Genomic DNA, 18545 nt, shown 5'->3' with positions numbered 1-18545 from the left:
CCCCCTGACATGACCGAACAGCTTGATGTCGGCAGCGCGGTTTTGCGCGTGCTGCAGACCGCCGATCCGCGCGCCAAGGTGATGGCTGCGCGCCACGTGGCCCGGGAATGGCGGCTGGGACGGCTCGCGCACGGATTTGGTGAAGCCATGCCGGACATGCCGGAGCGACCCGATCATCCGGTGCTGATGCGCCCGCGCGACATGCCGCGGCGGGGCAAGGGTACTTCGGTGGCGCGCAGAATCGCTCTGATCCATGCTCTGGCCCATATTGAATTTGTCGCGATTGATCTGGCGTTCGATATGATCGGGCGCTTTGGCGCGCAATTTCCGCGCGAATTTATCGATGACTGGATGCGGGTTGGTGCCGAAGAATCGATGCATTTTGCGCTGCTGGACCGGCGATTGCGGGACCAGGGCAGCTTTTACGGCGCGCTTCCGGCGCACGACGGGCTGTGGGACAGCGCCAAAAATACCGCCCATGATGTTTCGGCGCGGCTGGCAATTGTGCCGATGGTACTCGAGGCGAGGGGGCTGGATGTGACGCTGGAAACCGTCGAACGGTTCAGGCAGCAAGGCGATAAACTGACAGCAAAGGTGCTAGAGCGAATCTATCATGACGAGATTGTCCATGTATCTTTCGGGACAAAATGGTTCGAAATCGTCTGTGAAAAGGGCAATCTGGCCCCCCACACCCATTGGAAAAATCTTGTAAAAGCCCACTTCAAAGGCGGGTTGAAGCCTCCATTTAACGACTCAGCGCGCCAGACAGCCGGTCTGACCCGAGAATATTATTATGGCATTGAATAATTAACCAATATGAATTTACACCCGTAAACGCACGACGGGGGCGAAAGTTCCGCCACAAAATTCAAGCCATGGGTTTCATGGGTCGCAAATAAAGGTTCGTTCATTTTATGACCGAAAACATAGTAGTTTTGTTTAAGAAATCTGTGAGCAAGATCACAGCGGTTGCCCTTCTCGGATCGGCAATGATTTTTTCCACCGCTGCATCAGCGGAAGAAGCGGCAGAAGCCAGTATCCCGGTTGATGTTCTGAAAAGCCAGGCGGCCGAAAGCGCACTGGGCGAAGCTGACCCCGCTTTCAAACTGATTTTCGACAAATGGAGCGGCCAGGGGAAAAAAGAAGAGGTCAAGCTGACCATTCCTTCCCGCAAGCCGGTTAAAGACTTTACGCTGACCAGTTCTTACGGTTTCCGCTCCGACCCTTTCAAGGGCCGTCGCGCCAATCACAAGGGCCTCGATATGGCTGGCCCGATTGGCACTCCGATTTACGCCACCGCTGACGGCATTGTCGGTCGCGCGCAATGGCTGGGCGGCTATGGCAAATATATCGAAATTAACCACGGCAACGGCATCCAGACCCGCTACGGCCATATGTCGCGGCTCAATGTTGAAGCCAATGCACGGGTCAAGAGCGGCGACCTGATCGGTTTCATGGGCTCGACCGGCCGTTCCACCGGCAGCCACCTGCATTATGAAGTGCGGATCGCCGGCGAAGCGGTCAATCCCATCCCGTTCATGCAATCGAATGATTTCCTGATCGCGCAGAAGCTGAATTCCGGCGTTGCATTGGGCGGTCCGGCGGAATAATACGAATTTCACACCTTTGGGAGAGGGTGCATCAGGGAGCGGTTAGAGCTTAAGGCTTGCCGCTCCTTTTGATTCTCCCTATCTAAAGATTATGAACCAGCTGCTCGCAACCAACGAACAGGATATTATCCTGACTCCCAACGCTGCAAAGCGTGTCGCGGCCATTGCCGATAAACAGGGCAAGGCGGCCATTTTGCGGCTGGCTGTCGAAGGGGGCGGCTGTTCCGGTTTCCAATATCGCTTTGGTTTGGCGGATGGCGTCGAAGAAGACGATATTGCGGTTGAAGAGTCCGGCGTTACCTTGGTTGTCGACGAGATCAGTCTTGATCTGGTGCGCGGCAGCGCGGTGGATTTTGTCGAATCGCTGGGCGGCAGCGCTTTTCAGGTGACCAATCCCAATGCTGCTTCCGGCTGTGGCTGCGGCTCCAGCTTCTCTATCTAAGTGAAAATAGCGAGCTTCAACATAAACGGCATCAAGGCGCGCCTGCCGCGCCTCCTGGAGTGGCTCGAAGAGACCAGGCCCGATGTCGCCTGTCTGCAGGAAATCAAGACGCAGGACGAAGGCTTTCCCGCCGGCAAGTTCGAGGAAATCGGCTATGGTGCGATCTGGCACGGGCAGAAAAGCTTCAACGGTGTTGCCATATTGGCGCGCGATCAGGTGCCGGAAGAGGTCAAGCGGGGGCTCGACGGCGAACCGGAAGACGAGCATAGCCGCTATATCGAAGCCAATATCCGTGCCAAAGATGGCGCGAAAGTTCGCGTTTCCAGCATCTACCTGCCCAATGGCAATCCCCATCCCGGACCGAAATTCGATTTCAAACTGCGCTGGATGAAACGGCTGCGCGAGCGGGCTGCGGAGATCTGGGCGGAAGAAATACCGGCGGTGCTGGCGGGTGACTATAATGTCATCCCGCGCGACAATGATGTCTTTTCGGTGAAAGCAATGCAAAATGATGCATTGATGCAGCCGGAAAGCCGCGAGGGCTATCGCCGCATATTGAACGACGGCTGGACCGATGCGCTGGGCGTGACCTATCCTGCCGGCAAAATCTGGACCTATTGGGACTATCGCAGCGGCGGCTGGCAGCGCGACCAGGGATTCCGAATCGATCATCTGCTGCTCAGCCCGCTTGCCGCCGACCGTTTGCAAAGCTGCGGTGTCGACAAGGAGCATCGCGGGCGGGAAAAAGCCAGTGATCACACGCCGGCCTGGGTGGATCTGGATCTATAGCCGCCGTTCGGCGACGGCCTGCGCCCTTTTTCCTAGCTGATGGGCTTCTCGTAAATCAGATATTCGCGATTGATGCTTGCCTCAATCGCTTCGGCGATCGCCAGCATTCCCTGATTGTCTTCCAGTATCCAGCCGATTTCCGCGCGTTTCGTACCGAAATTCCGCTTTGCGTCGCGCCGGATATATTCGATCAGCATGAAAGCCATCTGGCTGGCCAGTCGGCTGTTCTGCAGTTCCTTTTTGACCCCCATGAGCGGGACCCGCATTGAACTGGACTTGGGAAATTTCAACCACCAGAGCAGCTTCGCCCAGCCAAACGGCCAGAGCGATCCCTTCATGGTCTTGAGCACCTCGTTCATGTCGGGCAACGTCATCATGAAGGCCACCGGTTCACCTTCCAGTTCTGCAATCCGGATCAGATCTTCATACACAATGGGTTTCAGGCTCTTGCCGGCATGTTCGATCTCGTGGTCAGTCATCGGGACAAATCCCCAATTGCCCGACCAGGCGTCGTTCAGGAGATTCATGATGATCGCCGCGTCGCGGTCGAAATATTTCTTGTCAACCTTGCGTATCGTGAGCTTCTTGTTGCGCTCGCCCGAAGCCACGATCCGTTTGATCAGTTCAGGAAAGCCGTCTTCCACCGGTAAATGATAGGTCACCAGCCGCTTGGCGACCGTATAATCAAGTTGCTCGATCCAGCGCTGATATTCCGCATTATGGTGGCCCATCATGATCATTGGACTATGGTCATGGCCTTTGGTCAGAAGACCGGGTTCTTCCCAGACCGACATGCTGATCGGGGCCAGTATGCGGGTCATGCCCTGCTCCTTCAGCCATGCTTCGGCACGATGGATCAAGGCGTGCATCACCGCTTCGTCGCTGGCTTCCATCAGGCCCCAGTTGCCGGTGCCGGGGCCCATTCCCTGGTCGGCCGGCTGTTTCAGCGCCAGCTCGTCGATATGCGCGCTGATCCGGCCAACCACCTTGCCGTGCCGGAGAGCGAGAAACAATTGCACCCGGGCATGTTCGAAAAATGGGTTCTTGCCAGGTGTAATCAGCTTTGCAACTTCGGACCTGAGAGGAGGAACCCAGTGCGGATCACCGGCGTTGAGCCGATAGGCGATATCGATAAACTCTTTGGTCTGGGCCTTGGTAGTGACAGGTTCTACGGCTATATCCTGAGTGGCTACCATTTTTTATCCTTCTAAATATGCGGCTGGCTGTGGCGTTAATTGAGGCGCAATGTCAAGGGCAGCTGCGCCATTGCGGTCTTGTCCTTGCCATGATGTCGCCACGATATGTTGCTCTAGGCCATCCAACGATAATGCAGGTGTTTATGAGTTCGACGACTATCTCTCCGAAAAATCCGGCGGCAGCGACAGCATCGCGCCGCGCCAATGCGGCTGTTCCCGTTCCCGAGGATGTCGAGCTGATCCGCACGGCAGCCAAGGTCACGCGCGATTTGAATGCGCCAAAGCCTTTGATCTACTGGGCTGATTTTCTGGCATCGACGGCCGTAGGCTATGGATCGCTGGCCGGCGCCATTTTCAGTCCGTCGACCGCCGTCGCTGTCGCATTTGGCCTGATCGCCGTGCTGGCGTTATACCGGGCCGGCAGTTTCATCCACGAACTGACCCATATCCGCCGCAATGCTCTGCCCGGTTTCCATTTTGCCTGGAACGCCCTGTTCGGTGTGCCGATGCTGATCCCGTCTTTCATGTATGAAGGCATTCACAGTATCCATCACCGGACCAGGAAATATGGCACGGTGGAAGATCCGGAATATCTGCCGCTGGCGCTAATGAAACCCTGGTCGGTGCCGCTGTTTGTGGTCGTCGCTGCACTGGCACCGGTAGCGCTGCTGTTCCGCTATGCGGTTCTGAGCCCGCTGTCGGCAGTCATTCCGCCGCTGCGCAAGCTTGTTGTCGAGCGCTATTCGGGCCTCATCATCAATCCGGAATTCCGCCGCAAGCCGCCCGAGGGCGAGCTGAAACGCCGCTGGCTGGCGTGCGAGATCGGCGCCAGTATCTGGGCTATCGCCTTGCTGGCCCTGGTTGCCACCGATGTGATCCCGCTGCGCGCGTTCTTGATCTTTCTGGCGGTGATGTCGGGCAGTGTCGTGTTGAACCAGATCCGCACCCTGGTCGCCCACCTCTGGGAAAATGACGGCCAGGAAATGACCGTGACGGCGCAATATCTGGACAGCGTCAACGTTCCGCCGCCCGCAACCTTGCCCGCCTTATGGGCGCCGGTAGGCCTGCGTTATCATGCGCTGCACCATCTGTTGCCGGGCGTGCCCTATCACAGCCTGGGCGAAGCGCACCGGCGTCTGGCGGCAGAATTGCCGAGCGAATCCAAATTCTACCGGGCGGATCATGACAGTCTGTGGACTCTGATTACCGGACTCGTGCGGGGCAGCGCCGGGAGAAACTGAAGCGTCTATTCCTCGGTCCGGATCAGCACGGTTTCGCCGATCAGGAAAAACAGCATGAACGGTGCCCAGGCCGCCAGCAAGGTCGGGTAGGCGCCGATATTGCCCATGGCGAGCGCGAAATTGTCGGCCACGAAATAGGCGAATCCGAGAGCCATGCCAATCACGGCGCGCAGAAACAACTGCCCTGACCGCGCCAGTCCGAACGCGGCGACCGCGCCCAGCAACGGCATCAGAATCGATGACATCGGACCGGATATCTTGTGCCACCAGCCTGCTTTCAGGCCCATGGTCGGACGTCCCGCGCGTTCCAGCTCGCCGATTGCCGTGTGCAGCGCAACAATCGACAGGCTGTCGGCATTCACATTGGTCAGGGTGAACTGGTCCGGCCGGATCGAATCGCCGGTCAGAACCTCGGCCTTCTTTTGCTCGGTTCCGGTACCGACATCGAACTGGGTGACGCCGGTCACTCGCCAGCCGTCGCCCGTGAACCGCGCTTCCTCGCCCTGCATCAGACTTTTCAGTCCATTCTCGGTGCGATTATAGATGGTGATGTCCTGCAACAGAACGTCATTGCCACGACCGGTCACGGTCCGCGCGTTGATCAGATTATTACCATCTTTCACCCAGACATTGGTGCGGACGTTGCTCTCCGCCGGAATCGGTCCGAATTCCACTTTCTCCCATTGTGACAACCGGGCGGTAGCAGGCGCGACAATCGTTTCGTTGAAAACGAAGGACAATAGCGCGACGCCCATGCTGGTAACGATCAAAGGGGCCAGAATCTGGTGAGCGGACAGGCCGCCGGCCTTCATCGAGATGACTTCGCTGTTCTGGTTCAGCGTGGCCAGCGTGATAATCGTTCCCAGCAGCACGGAAAAGGGCAGAAAACGAGCGATAAGCTGGGGCGCCCGCAAGGATACATATGTCCACAGTTCGGCTTCGCCATTGCCTTCATAGGCCATGATCTTGCCGCTTTCGCCGAGCAGGTCGAGCGCCTGCAGCACCAGCACCAGCAGCGCCAGCACTGCCAGCGTCCGGATGATGAACATTTTTGCCATATAGATGGCGAGTGTACGGGATGGGAAAAAGTCCATGTCCGGCTATTCCTTCATCAACGCGCGTTTGCGATTGAAATTGAGCAGCCCCTTGAAAACCCCACCGAATTTGGAAAAGGCCTTTTCCAGAGCACCGATCGGCTGGCCGCCCGGCACATGGGCTGCGACATGATACATCCATATGATCAGCGCGGCGAACAGGCAGAAGGGCAGCCATAGCGCGATAATCGGATCGATCAGGCCAAGAGCGCCTATATCTTCGCCATATTCATTGACCTTGTGATAGGTCACAATCATGATGATCGACAGGAATACACCAAGCGCCGAGCTGGAGCGTTTCGGGGGTACCGCCAGCGCCACTGCCAAGAGCGGCAAGAGCATCATCATCACCACCTCGACCATGCGAAAATGGAAATTGGCGCGGCTTTCGTTGCGTTCGGCGACCGGACGGTTCTCATCCTGCCCGACCCGGACCAGTTCGGGTATCGTATATTCCAGATCCTTGCCGCCGCGTGACCGGAAGCTTTCGATATCGGGCAGGTCGATTGGCAGATCATGGTTGCTGAAGCTCAAGATGCGCGGTTTTTCATAGTTCGGTGCGTCGTGGACCAATACGCCATCGGTCAGTCGCAATATGATCGTGTCGGGATCGTCTGTTGCCAGAAACTGACCGCTTTTCGCTGTGACCGAAACGGTCTGGCCCTGTTTGCTCTCAGCGCGCACGAACATGCCGCTCAATTTGGTGCCGTTGTCGCGGCTTTCCTCGATGCGCAGGGTCATCCGGTTGCCCAGATTGGTAAATTCGCCGACCTTGATCGATGCGCCCAGCGCGCCCGAACGCAATTCAAAGCGCAGTTCCTCATAATAATAACGGGATAGCGGCTGAATGAATCCGACCAGAGCCAGATTGACCAGCATCAGCGCGATTGTGAACAGATAGGGGACGCGGAGCAGCCGCCCATAGCCCTGACCGACAGCGCGGAAAACATCGAGTTCCGAACTGAGCGCCAGTTGCCGGAAAGCCAGCAGGATTCCGAGCAGCAGCCCGATCGGTATGCCCAGCGACAGATATTCGGGAATAAGATTGGCCAGCATGCGCCAGACCACGCTGACCGGCCCGCCTTCTGCAGCGACAAAATCGAAAAGCCGCAGCATTTTTTCCAGTACCAGCAGCATGGCGGCGATCACCAATGTGCTGAACAGCGGAACCGCGATCAATCTGGCCAGATAGCGATCAGTGGAAGTCAGCAGTTTCAACTTGTTGTCTCCCTCTCACCATGTTTTCGCCGCAAATCAATTCCATAGCAATCGGTAGATCGGGGGGCTGATTCTCGTCCGCGCCGGAGTAATGGCGCGGGTATAACGACTAGGAGTTACTACGTCATGTTGAAATTTGCGGCATCTATCGCATTCTCGACCGCTATTTTGCTATCTTCCGCCCCTGCAATCGCCGGAGGCCGGGTCATACCCAATGATATGCGCCAGTGTCAGACGGGCAAAGGGCCCGCTGTCCGGGTGGAGATTGAAGGATTGAAGGAAGCGACAGGCAAGGTTCGCGTCCAGAGCTACCGTGGCACCGAGGAGGAATGGCTGAAAAAAGGCGCATGGCTGTCTCGCATCGAGGTTCCGGCCAGCGCGACAAATATGACCTTTTGTCTGCCGTTCAGCCGTTCCGGCGAATATGCGATCGCTGTTCGTCATGATATGAACGGCAATGGCAAGACCGACCTGTCCAGAGACGGTGGCGGCATGTCGAACAATCCGAGCATCAACATCTTCAATCTTGGGAAACCAAGCTACAAGAAAACCAAATTTGCCCTTGGCAATGAGGTTAAATCCATCCGCATCACTATGAAATATATGTGATGCATCCAGTACGCAGGACAATTTGGGGCTAATTCATGGCAAATGTCGCTCTTCTTTCCAATCCGAACTCCACCGGAAACCGGTCGATTTTACCGGAGGTGCGCTCTTATTGCGTCAAGAATAGCGATGTTTTCCATTATGAGGTGGATCATGTCGACGAAATCGCCAAGGCGCTGCAAACCATCGCCCGGGTGAAGCCGAAAGTGCTGGTCATCAACGGCGGTGACGGCACGGTGCAGGCGGCGCTGACCGAATTGCACCAGGGTGGCCATTTCGGCGACAATCCGCCACCTGTGGCCGTTCTGCCGAACGGGAAGACGAATCTGATAGCGCTTGATCTGGGCGCAGAGGGCAATCCGCTGAAGGCGCTGGAACGGATTGTCGAACTGGCCAAACATGATCTGCACGAACATCTCGTCGACCGGGAACTGATCGCGCTGTCGGATGGCAGCAAGGATAGCAAGGTGGTGCTGGGCATGTTTCTGGGCGGGGCCGGCCTGTCCGAGTTCATTCTCTATTGCCGGCACAAGATATACCCGTTGGGCCTGCCTAACGCGGCCGCGCATGTGCTGACGGTTTTCGCCGCACTGGCCTCCGTTTTGTTTGGAATAAAGGGCAAGTTTTTGCCGAAGCGGTCGACGCCGATCAAGATATCGCTGATTCGGGATGGTCAGTTCCAGGGCAATTTTGCGGTGCTGATCGTCACCACGCTGGAGAAGCTGTTGCTGATGAAGCGATCCATGCGGAACAAGAATGCGATTGGCCGGATGCAGTTTCTGGCCATTGATCATCAGGCCGGTGCCATCATGCGCTTTCTGTTGTCGGTGATTTTCGGGCGGCTGGGACGAAAAGTGCAGAAAGGCATCCATCTGGAACGGGGAGACATGATCCGTATCGAAGGCGATGGCAGCAATGTGCTGATGGACGGCGAACTTTTCTCCGCCCAGCCGGGACAACCGATCGTGCTGAAATCCACCAAACCAGTATCCTTTCTTCGGCTCGCCGCCTGAGCTAAGGCGTTTCGCGTGAGCGAACTCAAGACATTGATTGCACAGGAACTGGCCCAGCCCGTCGACGGGAGGGTGACCGCCTTTGCCGCTGCCATTGCCGCGCAATATGGCGAGGCGTCGCGCGCGGTGCTGTTCTACGGCTCTTGCCTGCGCTCCACCGAGCTCGACGGGCAGATGCTCGATTTTTATCTGATCGTGTCGGATTATGAGGCGGCTTATGGCAAAAGCTGGCTCGTGAGGGCGAACAGGCGCTTGCCACCCAATGTCTTTCCGGCGGAACATGACGGACTGGTTGCCAAGGTGGCGGTGCTCAGCGAATCAGATTTTCACAAATTGAACCGGATCGGCGCCAGCGCGGTCAGCGTCTGGGCGCGGTTCGCGCAACCGTCCCGATTGGTCTGGCAGGCGGACGAAGCGGCGCAGGTGCGAGCGGTCGAGGCGATCGAAGGCGCTTCCATCACCCTGTTCGACATGACCTTCCCGATGATGAACATCGACACCAAATATAATATTGTCGACCTCTGGAAGCGGGGATTTGAGCTGACCTACGGCGCCGAACTGCGCGCTGAGCGGAAGGACCGCTCCGGCTCCGTAGTTGATTCCGATCCGGAACGTTATGCGCGATTCGGACCGGCCGTGCTTGCGGCGATTGCCGCGCGGGATGAGGTGGAGGGCAAAAAGCTTAAAATTGTCGCGTCCCGCGATGCGGTGGAAAAAAGATGGCGGCAGTTGCGGCGCAACGGAAAATTGCTGACGCTCGCCAGGCTGGCCAAGGCCTCCGCCACCTATGCCGGCGGGATTGATTATCTGGCGTGGAAAATCAACCGGCACGCCGGGACCGATTATGTGATCAAGCCCTGGCAACGCAAATGGCCGATATTGGGTGCGCTGGTAATGCTGCCGCGATTGATCGCCGGCGGGGCGATCAAATGATCCCGTCATTCTGAACTTGTTTCAGGACCCCGGGAATCCGAACCGGAATATGGGAGCAAGAGTGACGAGATCCTGAAACAAGTTCAGAATGACGGGATGCTAGCGGTCCTTGTAATCCGGCTTTCTTTTCGCAAAAAAGGCCTTGGCCGCCTCGCGGCTGTCTTCGGTCATCGAGAGCATCACCTGTTGCCGGTCTTCGATGGCGAGCGCTGCCTCGAAGCTCTGCGCATCGATATTGCGGTTCAGGGCATCCTTCGACAGGCGCAGGCCCATCGGCGCGGTGTCGAGCATCTCCTCGGCCAGAGACAGGCCGGTCGAGAGCAGCTTGTCATCGTCGACGACTTCGCTGATCAGGCCATATTTTTCCGCCCGTTCGGCATGGATGAAACGGCCGGTCAGGATCAGTTCCGATGCAATCGAAGCGCCAACCATGCGCGGCAGGAAATAGCTGGAGCCCATGTCGCAGCCGCCGAGGCCAATCTTGATATAGGCGGCATTCATTTTCAGCGACGGTGCGCCAAAGCGAACGTCGCTGGCGAGCAATAGCGAGAATCCGCCGCCACAGGCTGCGCCCCGGGCCAGCGCGATAATCGGCTGCGGACATTGCCGCATCAGTTGCATCACCGTGGCGATGGACCGCTGGGTACGCCAGACATGCTGGACTTGCCCGGCTGACCCGTCATTCTTCCAGCCGCCGATATCAAGGCCGGCGCAAAAGGCGCGGCCTTCGGCGCGGAAAAGCACAACGCGCACGTCGTGGCGCTTCTGCAGCCCGCGGAAATAATCCTGCAGCGCGAAGATCATCTCCTCGTTCATGGTGTTCAGCTTGTCCGGGCGGTTCAGGGTCAGAATTTCGATTGCGCCGCGCTGTTCGATGAGGATGGAACTGCTCATAGCGCTAGATCGCCCCTACTGCTTTCCCGGCTGCTTCAAACATGCCCAGGATCTGGTCGACCTGTTCGCTCGTATGTTCCGCGCAGAGCGAGCAGCGCAGCAGGGTCATATTGGCCGGTGTCGCCGGTGGTCTGGCGAGATTGACATAGAGTCCTTCGGCCAGCAGCGCCTGCCACATCATCGCGCCCTTTTCGAGATCCGGCATGATCACCGCGATGATCGCGCTTTGCGCTTCCGGCGTGCCGAGAGTGAATCCGAGGTCGCGCAGGCCCTGGTGGAGCTTCTTGCTGTTCTCCCAGAGATGCGCGCGCTTGTTGCCACTGTGCATCAGCTTGCGGATCGAGGTGCTTGCCGTGGCCATGACGCTGGGCGGCAGGCTGGCAGTGAATACGTAGGGGCGGCAAACCAAGCGCAATATTTCGGCTTTCGGATGGTTGGAGACGCAGAAGCCGCCGACCGTCCCGACGCTTTTGCTGAAGGTGCCGATGATGAAGTCGACATCGTCAATCACGCCCTGCTCTTCGCAGACACCGCGACCGTTTTCGCCGATGAAACCCATCGAATGGGCTTCGTCGACCAGCACCATGGCGCCGTTTTCCTTGCAGATACGAACCATTTCCTTGAGCGGCGCCACATCGCCGAGCATCGAATAGACGCCTTCAAGTACAACCAGCTTGCCAGCCTCGGCGGGCAGGCGTTTCAGCCGCTTTTCCAGCGCTTCGACATCATTGTGGCGGAAAGCGACAATCTCGGCATTGCCCATCGCGCAACCATCATAGATCGACGCATGACTGTCGATGTCGAGGATCACATAATCCCCTTTGCCCGCCAGCGTCGAGATGATCCCCAGATTGGCCTGATAGCCGGTGGAAAAGACCATAGCATGGTCCATGTCGTAAAATTCCTTGAGCGCTTCCTCGCAATCGCGATGCAGGCTGTAGGTGCCGTTGAGCACGCGGCTGCCGGTGGTGCCGGAGCCAAATTCTTCCAGCGCTTTCAGGCCGGCCTGACGAACGTCATCGTCAAAGGTCATACCCATATAATTATAGGTGCCGAGGAGAATCGTTTCCTTGCCGTTACAGATGGCGACGGTGGGTGAGAGCACCTCTTCCATCACCAGCGAAAACGGATCCTTGACGCCCGTCGCGAGGAGATTCTCGCGCTCCTGGATGAGTGGGTCAAATTTACTGAGTAGATCGGTCATGCTTTACTTCCGTTAGTCCTGAGCCTGTCGAAGTACGAATCACCCGCTCGTGCGACCCTTGATCTAGCCCAGGGCGAACGGGTGTCCGGTTCTAGTTTTCCATCAACTTTGCGACGGCATCGGCGAGCTGGCCGACGGTCTCGATCTCGGCCTGCATGTTCATCGTGATGATGATGTCAAATTCGTCTTCGACCGCGGCAACAAAGTCCATGACCGTCAGGCTGTCCCATTCGAGATCACCCTGAAACGTGGTGCCGGGGGCCAGTTCGACGCCCTTGTTGTTAAACGGCCCGATCAGTTCGCTGACCTTGGCCATGATTTCTTCGCGATTTGCCATAATATGCTTTCAAAATTGCTATTCCCGACCTTTGCCAAGACATGCGCACCATTGGCAAGCGAATAAGGCGCAAAAGCGGCACAATGCGCGCCTTGTCTTGCCCGGACATGCGCTTTCTGCCACTCTTCTGCCTTATCGAGGTCTACAGGTTTGGGAGTATGATTATGGACGAAGGCAGCAGATGGCCGGATGAAGTTGTCTATGCGCTGGGAACCACCCAGCGCCATCATGTGCAATTGAGTGTCATGGCGGACAACAAGGCCAATATGCTGATTGGCGCGACATTTGTTGTTTTCACGCTCGCCATTGGCCAGAGCCACGCTGGCAATATATCCCTGCCGCTCCTCATTCTGGCGATTTCAGCCTTCATATCCGCTGGTCTGGCGGCGCTGGCGGTGATGCCCTCGTTCAAGCTCGAGAAAAACAACTCCCCCAATATGCTGTTTTTTGGCGGCTTTTCCAAAATTTCCGAAGAGGAGTTCGTCGAACATTTGCTGGAAACACAACTGCGCACCCAGGAATCGACCTATCGGGCGATGTTGCGTGATATTTACCAGATGGGCCAGATTCTCGAGCGGAAAAAATATCGCTTTCTGGGATGGGCCTATCGGGTGTTTCTGGCGGGGCTGACGCTGACCTTCATCGCCTATATTTACGAGCAGTTCGCCGGACCGCTTGTCTGAACCGGGTTACAGCCAGTCGTTCTGACGATACCATTTTGCGGTATCCTCGAGACCCTGGTGCGTCTCGATCCGCGCTTGCCAATATGGTCCCGGGATTCGCCTCTGCGGGTCTATCGTCCAGTCATCGTGGCAAAAATAATTCACCCGGTCCTCGGTAAGCTTGGCCCCGTCGCCGCGCAGCAGACGGTCGGCCCCGGCAGCCAGGCGGAGCAAGAATTTGGGGGTCCCGACCGTTGCAACACGCTTGTCCATTGCCCGACCGATGGCCTTGGCAAAGCCGGCCTGCGTCCAGCCGCCCGGCTTGCCGTCATCGACCTCGAATATCCGCGCGGTAAAATCTTCCTTCTCGGGTAGCAAGGCCAGCAGGGCGTGACAGAGATCTTCGACATGGATCACCGACAAACGGCCGTCGGCATCGGGCGGCAGGGTCAGGAAACCCAGTCGCGCCATTTTGAACAGATCAAGAAACTCGCCGTCGCCGGGGCCATAGACGGCGGGAGGGCGGATGATCGTCCAGTCGAGGCCGCTGGTCTGGACCAGTTTTTCCGCCTTCGCCTTGGTCTCGCCGTACATCGACAGCCGGGGCTGGGTGGCAGCCAGCGAGGAGACATGCACGAAACGCCGCGTTCCAGCCTGTTTGGCGGCCTCGATGACGGCTAGCGTGCCTGCTACATTGCCGGCCTCAAAGCCGGTTCTGTCCGGAGCGTTGACCACGCCGGCTATGTGCAGAAACATATCCGCGCCGCTGCACAAGCTAGCGAGGCTTTCCGGATCGTCCAGCGCGCCGCGTACCCAGGTGACGCCGGGGCGTTCATCCTGCTTGCGGCGGGTTAGTGCGCGGGCGCGATATCCGTTCCGGACGATCAGGTCGAGCATCCGGCTGCCCACAAAGCCGGTCGCGCCGGTGATCGCGACTGTCTTTTGAGCAACGTCGGCCATCGCGGCTAGACCAGCACCATCTGGTTGCGGTGAACCACCGCGCTTCGCGGCGCATAGCCGAGGAGAGCCTCCAGTTCCGAACTGCGGCGACCGATGATCTTGGCACAGTCGAGCGCGTTATATTCGGCCAGACCGCGAGCGATCGTCAGACCGTCTTCATCGCGGATATCGACCACGTCACTGCGTTCGAACTGGCCGTCAATCGTGATAATTCCGGCCGCCAACAGACTGTTTCCCGACCGCAGGGCTGCGATCGCACCGGCATCAATGGTAATCGATCCGGCCGAGGTCAGTCGTCCGCCCAGCCATGCCTTGCGGGCATTGGCGCCATCGCCGGCCCTGAACAGGGTCCCGACGTTGGTCAGGGCATAGCGTTCCAGCGGATGGTCGTGGCGTCCGGAAATGATCGACAGCTCGATTCCGGCTAGATTGGCGAGCTTGGCCGCTTCCAGCTTCGATATCATCCCGCCCGAACCCAGGCCGGATGAAGAACTGCCGTCTGCCATCGCCATGATCGTTTCATCAACCGCTTCGACCACGCCAATAAACTGTCCGTAAGCCTGGCTATCCTCGCGGCGGTCGTAAAGGCCGTCTATGTCGGAGAGCAGCAGCACGCGATCAGCCGATGCGGCCTGGCCGACCCGCGCGGCAAGCCGGTCATTGTCGCCGAAGCGGATTTCGTCAGTGGCGACGCTGTCATTCTCGTTGATGACCGCAACGGCGCGATGCTCCAGCAGCTTTTCCAGCGTCGCGGTGGCGTTGAGATAGCGTTTGCGATCTTCCATATCGTCCAGCGTGAGCAGCATCTGGGCGGCGGTGATCTGATGTTCGGCCAGAAGCTCCGACCACAGGCTGCTGAGTGCGATCTGGCCGACAGAAGCCGCTGCCTGTGCATCGGAAAGGCTGGAACGGCCACCTTGTTCGAGGCCGAGCCTGCGCGCGCCCAGAGCGATCGAACCGGAAGACACGATGATCAGATTGTCACCCGCCTGATGGCGTTTGGCGATATCGGCGACCAGCGTTTGAAGCCACGTCCGTCTTGGCTGTCCGTCCTCGCCGACCAGCAGGGAAGAGCCGACCTTGACGACTATCGTCTCCGGCTTGTCAACGCTCACAGCGGTGACCAGTCCTTGACAATATCCTCTTCGCCAGAGGTGTCTGAATCCAGGCCCTTTTGCTCGATGGAGCTATTCTCGCCGACCGCTTCCAATATTTTGTCCAGCGCAGCATCGAGCCCTTCGCCGGTGGCGCCCGATACCGGCAGAACATGTTCCGCACCGGCTGCGCGCAACTGGTCGGCGATGTCCGCCATCAGCTCGTCGTCCAGCAGATCGGCTTTGTTGAGCGCAAGTATTTGCGGTTTCTCGGCGAGGCCACCGCCATATTTTTCCAGTTCCTTGGTGACCGTCTTCCAGGCCTGCACCGGATCGTCTCCGGTCGCATCGATCAGATGGAGCAATATTTTGCACCGTTCGATATGACCGAGGAAGCGGTCGCCAATGCCAGCGCCATCCGCTGCGCCTTCGATCAGGCCGGGGATGTCGGCAAGTACGAACTCGCGGCTCTTGTGCCGGACCACACCGAGCTGGGGGTGGATGGTTGTAAAGGGATAGGCCCCGACCTTGGCACTGGCATTGGTCACCTTGTTGATCAGCGTCGATTTGCCGGCATTGGGTAGGCCGACAAGGCCCGCGTCCGCGATCAGCTTCAGTCGCAACCAGACGGCTGCTTCCTCGCCCGGTTCGCCGGGCTGATGCTGGCGCGGGGCGCGATTGGTAGAGCTTTTATAGCTGGCGTTGCCGCGCCCGCCGATCCCGCCTTCCAGAAAGGTGGCGCGCTGGCCTTCGCGGGTGAAGTCGAGCAGCACCAGCTCCTTGTCTTCGGACAGGATCTGGGTACCGACAGGCACTTTGATGACCAGATCATGGCCGCCCGCACCGGTCCGGTTGCGGCCGGCGCCCCCCTTGCCGCGCGGGGCTCTGAAATGCTGGGCATAGCGAAAGTCGATCAATGTGTTCAGGCCTTCGACGGCTTCGAACACGATATCGCCGCCTTTGCCGCCGTTGCCGCCATCGGGGCCACCATATTGGATATATTTTTCACGCCGGAAACTGACAGCGCCAGGCCCGCCCTGACCGGAGCTGACATAGATTTTGGCTTGATCGAGAAAATGCATGTTGGAGCATTTAGGGATTTGGTGTGGGAAAGGCTAGGCTTTGCTGCAATATAAAGACACGGGCCCTGTCCGTTGGCCGCTCCGGCAAGCTAGATGCTCAGACCGCCATCGACCGCAAAGGCGGCTCCGGTGGCGAATTTGCTTTCCTCGGAGGCAAGATAGACGATCAGATGCGCGATATCGTCGGGTTCGCCCATGTGACCGACCGGCTGGGCCAGCTGCAAGGATTCCTCGGTTTCCGCTGGATTGGGCGTTCCATCAATGACGCTGCGGACATTGGGGGTCATGATCGTGCCGGGCAGCACCGCATTGACCCGTACCCTGTTTTTCTCGCGCGCGCAGTAAAGGGCAATGGACTTTGTCAGCATCGGAATCGCGGCTTTGGCGCTGTTATAGGCAACCAGATCGGCGCTGGCGTTGATAGCTGCGGCGGAGGAAAGGTTGATGATCGACCCGCCCGTCTTGCTCATCAGCGGCAGGGCCGTCTTGCAACCGAGAAATATCGAGTCGACATCGACGGTGTAACAGCGTTTGAAATCCTCGTAGCTGACGTCTGCTATCGAACCGAAAACGGTGACCGCAGCATTGTTGACCAGAACATCAAGCCGGCCATATTTCCCCTCGACATGGGCGATGATTTCGCCCCAGCGATCCGGATTGGTAACATCCTGCTCCAGAAACTCCGCCTTGTCGCCAAGCTCCGCTGCGGTTGCGGCGCCCGCTTCGGCATTGTGATCGGTGATGATCACCCGCGCGCCCTCGTCGATGAGACGCTGTGACGCGGCCCTGCCCAGTCCCATTGCTCCGCCGGTTAGCAATATGATCTTGTCCTGCACGCGTCCCATCAGGTTTTTCCCGTCTTCATTCTGCTGCTTCCATCTGTTCCATCTGTGCGACTCGGGGATCATTGGGATAGACCCATTCCTCGCCGATCACCTGTTCTACTGCGAGATGATCCGGCACGCGGTTGAGTCCGATCATCTTGTCGCAATTCTGGTGGAAGCTGTAGATGCGCGCTTCCTGATAGCTTAGCGGCACGCTCTTGAAGCCGTCGCTCTCCATCGATTTCTGGATCATTTCACCGAATTGCGTGTCCTCGAGAATGATCGGCGACATGTCGCGGCCATTGGGTTTGCTGTCATGGGGCACGGTCCACAGATCCGGGGCCGGGCCATCACCCCAATCCATTGCCATGGTCACCAGTTCCAGCCGGGTTGTATTCAAAGAGGTCGGCCAGAAGATCAGCGGCGGAACGAAATAATTGCTCAGCGGTGACACCCAGTTGGGGAACATCGTGTAGCTTTGCGTGCAGGTGCGGCCAAATTCGCCAACGCCATCGATCTCCTGCCAGTTAGGCGGGCTGTCAATGGCGCGGACATGTTCACGGTCGGTCTGTGCGGGCGCAGGCGCGAGCATCCGGGCATGGCCGTTGGGGTAGAGCGTATTCACATTGCGCTTGCTGTCGACCAGAGGAGAGACGGTATCCGGATGGATGAAGGGCACATGATAGACCTCCATATTGGCCTCCATCGCCACCTTCCAGTTGCACTTCAGGTCGAAACTGTGGCGCGCGGCAAGCCTGATCTTGTCAAACCGGAATTCTTTCCACTCATCCCAGACCGGCCCCAGCCATTGTTTCAGCGGCATGGCCTCTTCGTCAAAATTGACAAAGATCAGATTGCCCAGCCGCTCGCACCGGACCGGGATCAGGCTGCGGCAGGACATGTCGAAATCCGGGCCGAAGTCCTGCTTTTCCGGCACGCCGACCAGAGACCCGTCGGTCTTGTAAGTCCAGTTGTGATAACCGCACATCAGCCGCGGCGTCTTGCCCTTTTCTTCGGTCACCACCGGCGCACCGCGATGGCGGCAGGTGTTGTAGAACGCCCGCACCTCGCCATCCATGCCGTGGACGATGACAAGCGGATCGCCAATCTGTTCCCATTTCATGAAGCAGCCGGGTTCGGGGACTTCATCGATATGCGCCGCGAACAGCCAGCTCTTCTTCCACAGATATTGCTGCTCGAGATCATAATATTCCTGACTCGTATAGCGGCCAGCGGGCAGGTCAGGAAGGTGGGGAAATCCCTCCGGCGGCGCGGTGCGGGAAGCCTCCCACTCCATCAGCGCTTTCATCTGGTCGATATAATTCTCGCTCATTGGCATGGCATCA

At 58.1% G+C, this 18545-nt stretch carries 20 protein-coding genes; 9 read left to right on the top strand and 11 right to left on the bottom strand.

The window, feature by feature from the left end:
• Positions 1-9 precede the first annotated feature (9 nt).
• The 4 genes from ACHZCJ_RS08810 to xth all read left to right on the top strand — a co-directional run bounded on the left by ACHZCJ_RS08810 (position 10) and on the right by xth (position 2841).
• Positions 10-807, top strand: coding sequence for a ferritin-like domain-containing protein (locus ACHZCJ_RS08810; protein WP_321325707.1), 798 nt, complete (start codon positions 10-12; stop codon positions 805-807).
• Positions 808-950: 143 nt separating this feature from the next.
• Positions 951-1610, top strand: coding sequence for a M23 family metallopeptidase (locus ACHZCJ_RS08805; RefSeq protein ID WP_236554078.1), 660 nt, complete (start codon positions 951-953; stop codon positions 1608-1610).
• Between the two features lie 91 nt (positions 1611-1701).
• A complete protein-coding gene (erpA, locus tag ACHZCJ_RS08800) occupies positions 1702-2052 on the top strand; it encodes an iron-sulfur cluster insertion protein ErpA (protein WP_321325704.1) in 351 nt (116 codons plus the stop codon).
• Positions 2053-2841, top strand: a complete 789-nt coding sequence (gene xth / locus ACHZCJ_RS08795) for an exodeoxyribonuclease III (protein ID WP_321325702.1) — start codon at positions 2053-2055, stop codon at positions 2839-2841. It begins immediately after the preceding gene.
• A gap of 32 nt (positions 2842-2873) precedes the next feature.
• Here the strand turns inward: xth and ACHZCJ_RS08790 are convergent, their stop codons facing one another.
• The gene (locus tag ACHZCJ_RS08790) at positions 2874-4037 is read right to left on the bottom strand and encodes an N-acetyltransferase (RefSeq protein WP_321325700.1); all 1164 of its coding nucleotides are present in this window, start codon (positions 4035-4037) and stop codon (positions 2874-2876) included.
• 143 nt (positions 4038-4180) lie between these two features.
• Between ACHZCJ_RS08790 and ACHZCJ_RS08785 the strand changes: the two genes are divergently transcribed.
• Positions 4181-5278, top strand: a complete 1098-nt coding sequence (locus tag ACHZCJ_RS08785; RefSeq protein ID WP_321325698.1) for a fatty acid desaturase — start codon at positions 4181-4183, stop codon at positions 5276-5278.
• Between the two features lie 5 nt (positions 5279-5283).
• Here ACHZCJ_RS08785 and lptG read toward each other — a convergent pair whose 3' ends face one another.
• Complete coding sequence (lptG, locus tag ACHZCJ_RS08780; protein ID WP_321325696.1) at positions 5284-6372, bottom strand: LPS export ABC transporter permease LptG; 1089 nt, start codon at positions 6370-6372, stop codon at positions 5284-5286.
• 6 nt (positions 6373-6378) lie between these two features.
• Complete coding sequence (gene lptF / locus ACHZCJ_RS08775; RefSeq protein WP_321327764.1) at positions 6379-7584, bottom strand: LPS export ABC transporter permease LptF; 1206 nt, start codon at positions 7582-7584, stop codon at positions 6379-6381.
• 132 nt (positions 7585-7716) lie between these two features.
• On the opposite strand from lptF, the gene ACHZCJ_RS08770 reads away from it, so the two are divergent.
• The 3 genes from ACHZCJ_RS08770 to ACHZCJ_RS08760 are packed head-to-tail and all read left to right on the top strand — an operon-like array spanning position 7717 to position 10142.
• Positions 7717-8199 carry a DUF2141 domain-containing protein gene (locus ACHZCJ_RS08770; RefSeq protein ID WP_159647679.1) on the top strand — a complete coding sequence of 161 codons (483 nt, stop codon included), beginning with the start codon at positions 7717-7719 and terminating at the stop codon, positions 8197-8199.
• 35 nt (positions 8200-8234) lie between these two features.
• Positions 8235-9209 carry a diacylglycerol kinase family protein gene (locus ACHZCJ_RS08765; RefSeq protein ID WP_159647680.1) on the top strand — a complete coding sequence of 325 codons (975 nt, stop codon included), beginning with the start codon at positions 8235-8237 and terminating at the stop codon, positions 9207-9209.
• A gap of 15 nt (positions 9210-9224) precedes the next feature.
• Positions 9225-10142 (top strand): hypothetical protein, encoded by a 918-nt coding sequence (locus ACHZCJ_RS08760; RefSeq protein WP_321325694.1) that lies wholly within the window; start codon positions 9225-9227, stop codon positions 10140-10142.
• A gap of 99 nt (positions 10143-10241) precedes the next feature.
• On the opposite strand, the gene ACHZCJ_RS08755 is transcribed toward ACHZCJ_RS08760, so the two are convergent.
• From ACHZCJ_RS08755 to ACHZCJ_RS08745, 3 genes are all read right to left on the bottom strand, one after another.
• On the bottom strand, positions 10242-11036 hold the full coding sequence (locus ACHZCJ_RS08755) for an enoyl-CoA hydratase/isomerase family protein (RefSeq protein ID WP_159647682.1): 795 nt from the start codon (positions 11034-11036) through the stop codon (positions 10242-10244).
• Positions 11037-11040: 4 nt separating this feature from the next.
• Complete coding sequence (gene spt / locus ACHZCJ_RS08750; RefSeq protein WP_159647683.1) at positions 11041-12240, bottom strand: serine palmitoyltransferase; 1200 nt, start codon at positions 12238-12240, stop codon at positions 11041-11043.
• A gap of 91 nt (positions 12241-12331) precedes the next feature.
• A complete protein-coding gene (locus ACHZCJ_RS08745; protein WP_159647684.1) occupies positions 12332-12577 on the bottom strand; it encodes an acyl carrier protein in 246 nt (81 codons plus the stop codon).
• A gap of 164 nt (positions 12578-12741) precedes the next feature.
• On the opposite strand from ACHZCJ_RS08745, the gene ACHZCJ_RS08740 reads away from it, so the two are divergent.
• A complete protein-coding gene (locus ACHZCJ_RS08740; protein WP_236554079.1) occupies positions 12742-13260 on the top strand; it encodes a Pycsar system effector family protein in 519 nt (172 codons plus the stop codon).
• 6 nt (positions 13261-13266) lie between these two features.
• Here ACHZCJ_RS08740 and ACHZCJ_RS08735 read toward each other — a convergent pair whose 3' ends face one another.
• The 5 genes from ACHZCJ_RS08735 to ACHZCJ_RS08715 all read right to left on the bottom strand — a co-directional run bounded on the left by ACHZCJ_RS08735 (position 13267) and on the right by ACHZCJ_RS08715 (position 18532).
• Positions 13267-14199, bottom strand: a complete 933-nt coding sequence (locus tag ACHZCJ_RS08735) for an NAD-dependent epimerase/dehydratase family protein (RefSeq protein WP_321325689.1) — start codon at positions 14197-14199, stop codon at positions 13267-13269.
• 5 nt (positions 14200-14204) lie between these two features.
• Positions 14205-15314: a glutamate 5-kinase gene (proB, locus tag ACHZCJ_RS08730; protein WP_236554080.1), complete on the bottom strand. Its 1110-nt coding sequence runs from the start codon at positions 15312-15314 to the stop codon at positions 14205-14207.
• Positions 15311-16375 carry a GTPase ObgE gene (obgE, locus tag ACHZCJ_RS08725; RefSeq protein ID WP_321325686.1) on the bottom strand — a complete coding sequence of 355 codons (1065 nt, stop codon included), beginning with the start codon at positions 16373-16375 and terminating at the stop codon, positions 15311-15313. The genes proB and obgE overlap by 4 nt, the downstream gene beginning before the upstream one ends.
• An 89-nt stretch (positions 16376-16464) precedes the next feature.
• Complete coding sequence (locus tag ACHZCJ_RS08720) at positions 16465-17220, bottom strand: glucose 1-dehydrogenase (RefSeq protein ID WP_321325684.1); 756 nt, start codon at positions 17218-17220, stop codon at positions 16465-16467.
• A gap of 16 nt (positions 17221-17236) precedes the next feature.
• Complete coding sequence (locus tag ACHZCJ_RS08715; protein WP_321325682.1) at positions 17237-18532, bottom strand: SRPBCC family protein; 1296 nt, start codon at positions 18530-18532, stop codon at positions 17237-17239.
• Positions 18533-18545 lie beyond the last annotated feature (13 nt).

It is taken from the genome of uncultured Parasphingorhabdus sp., from assembly GCF_963677535.2.
Classification (GTDB): domain Bacteria; phylum Pseudomonadota; class Alphaproteobacteria; order Sphingomonadales; family Sphingomonadaceae; genus Parasphingorhabdus.
The sequence above is the reverse complement of the archived record's forward strand: the minus strand, read 5'-3'. Positions and strand labels throughout refer to the sequence as shown.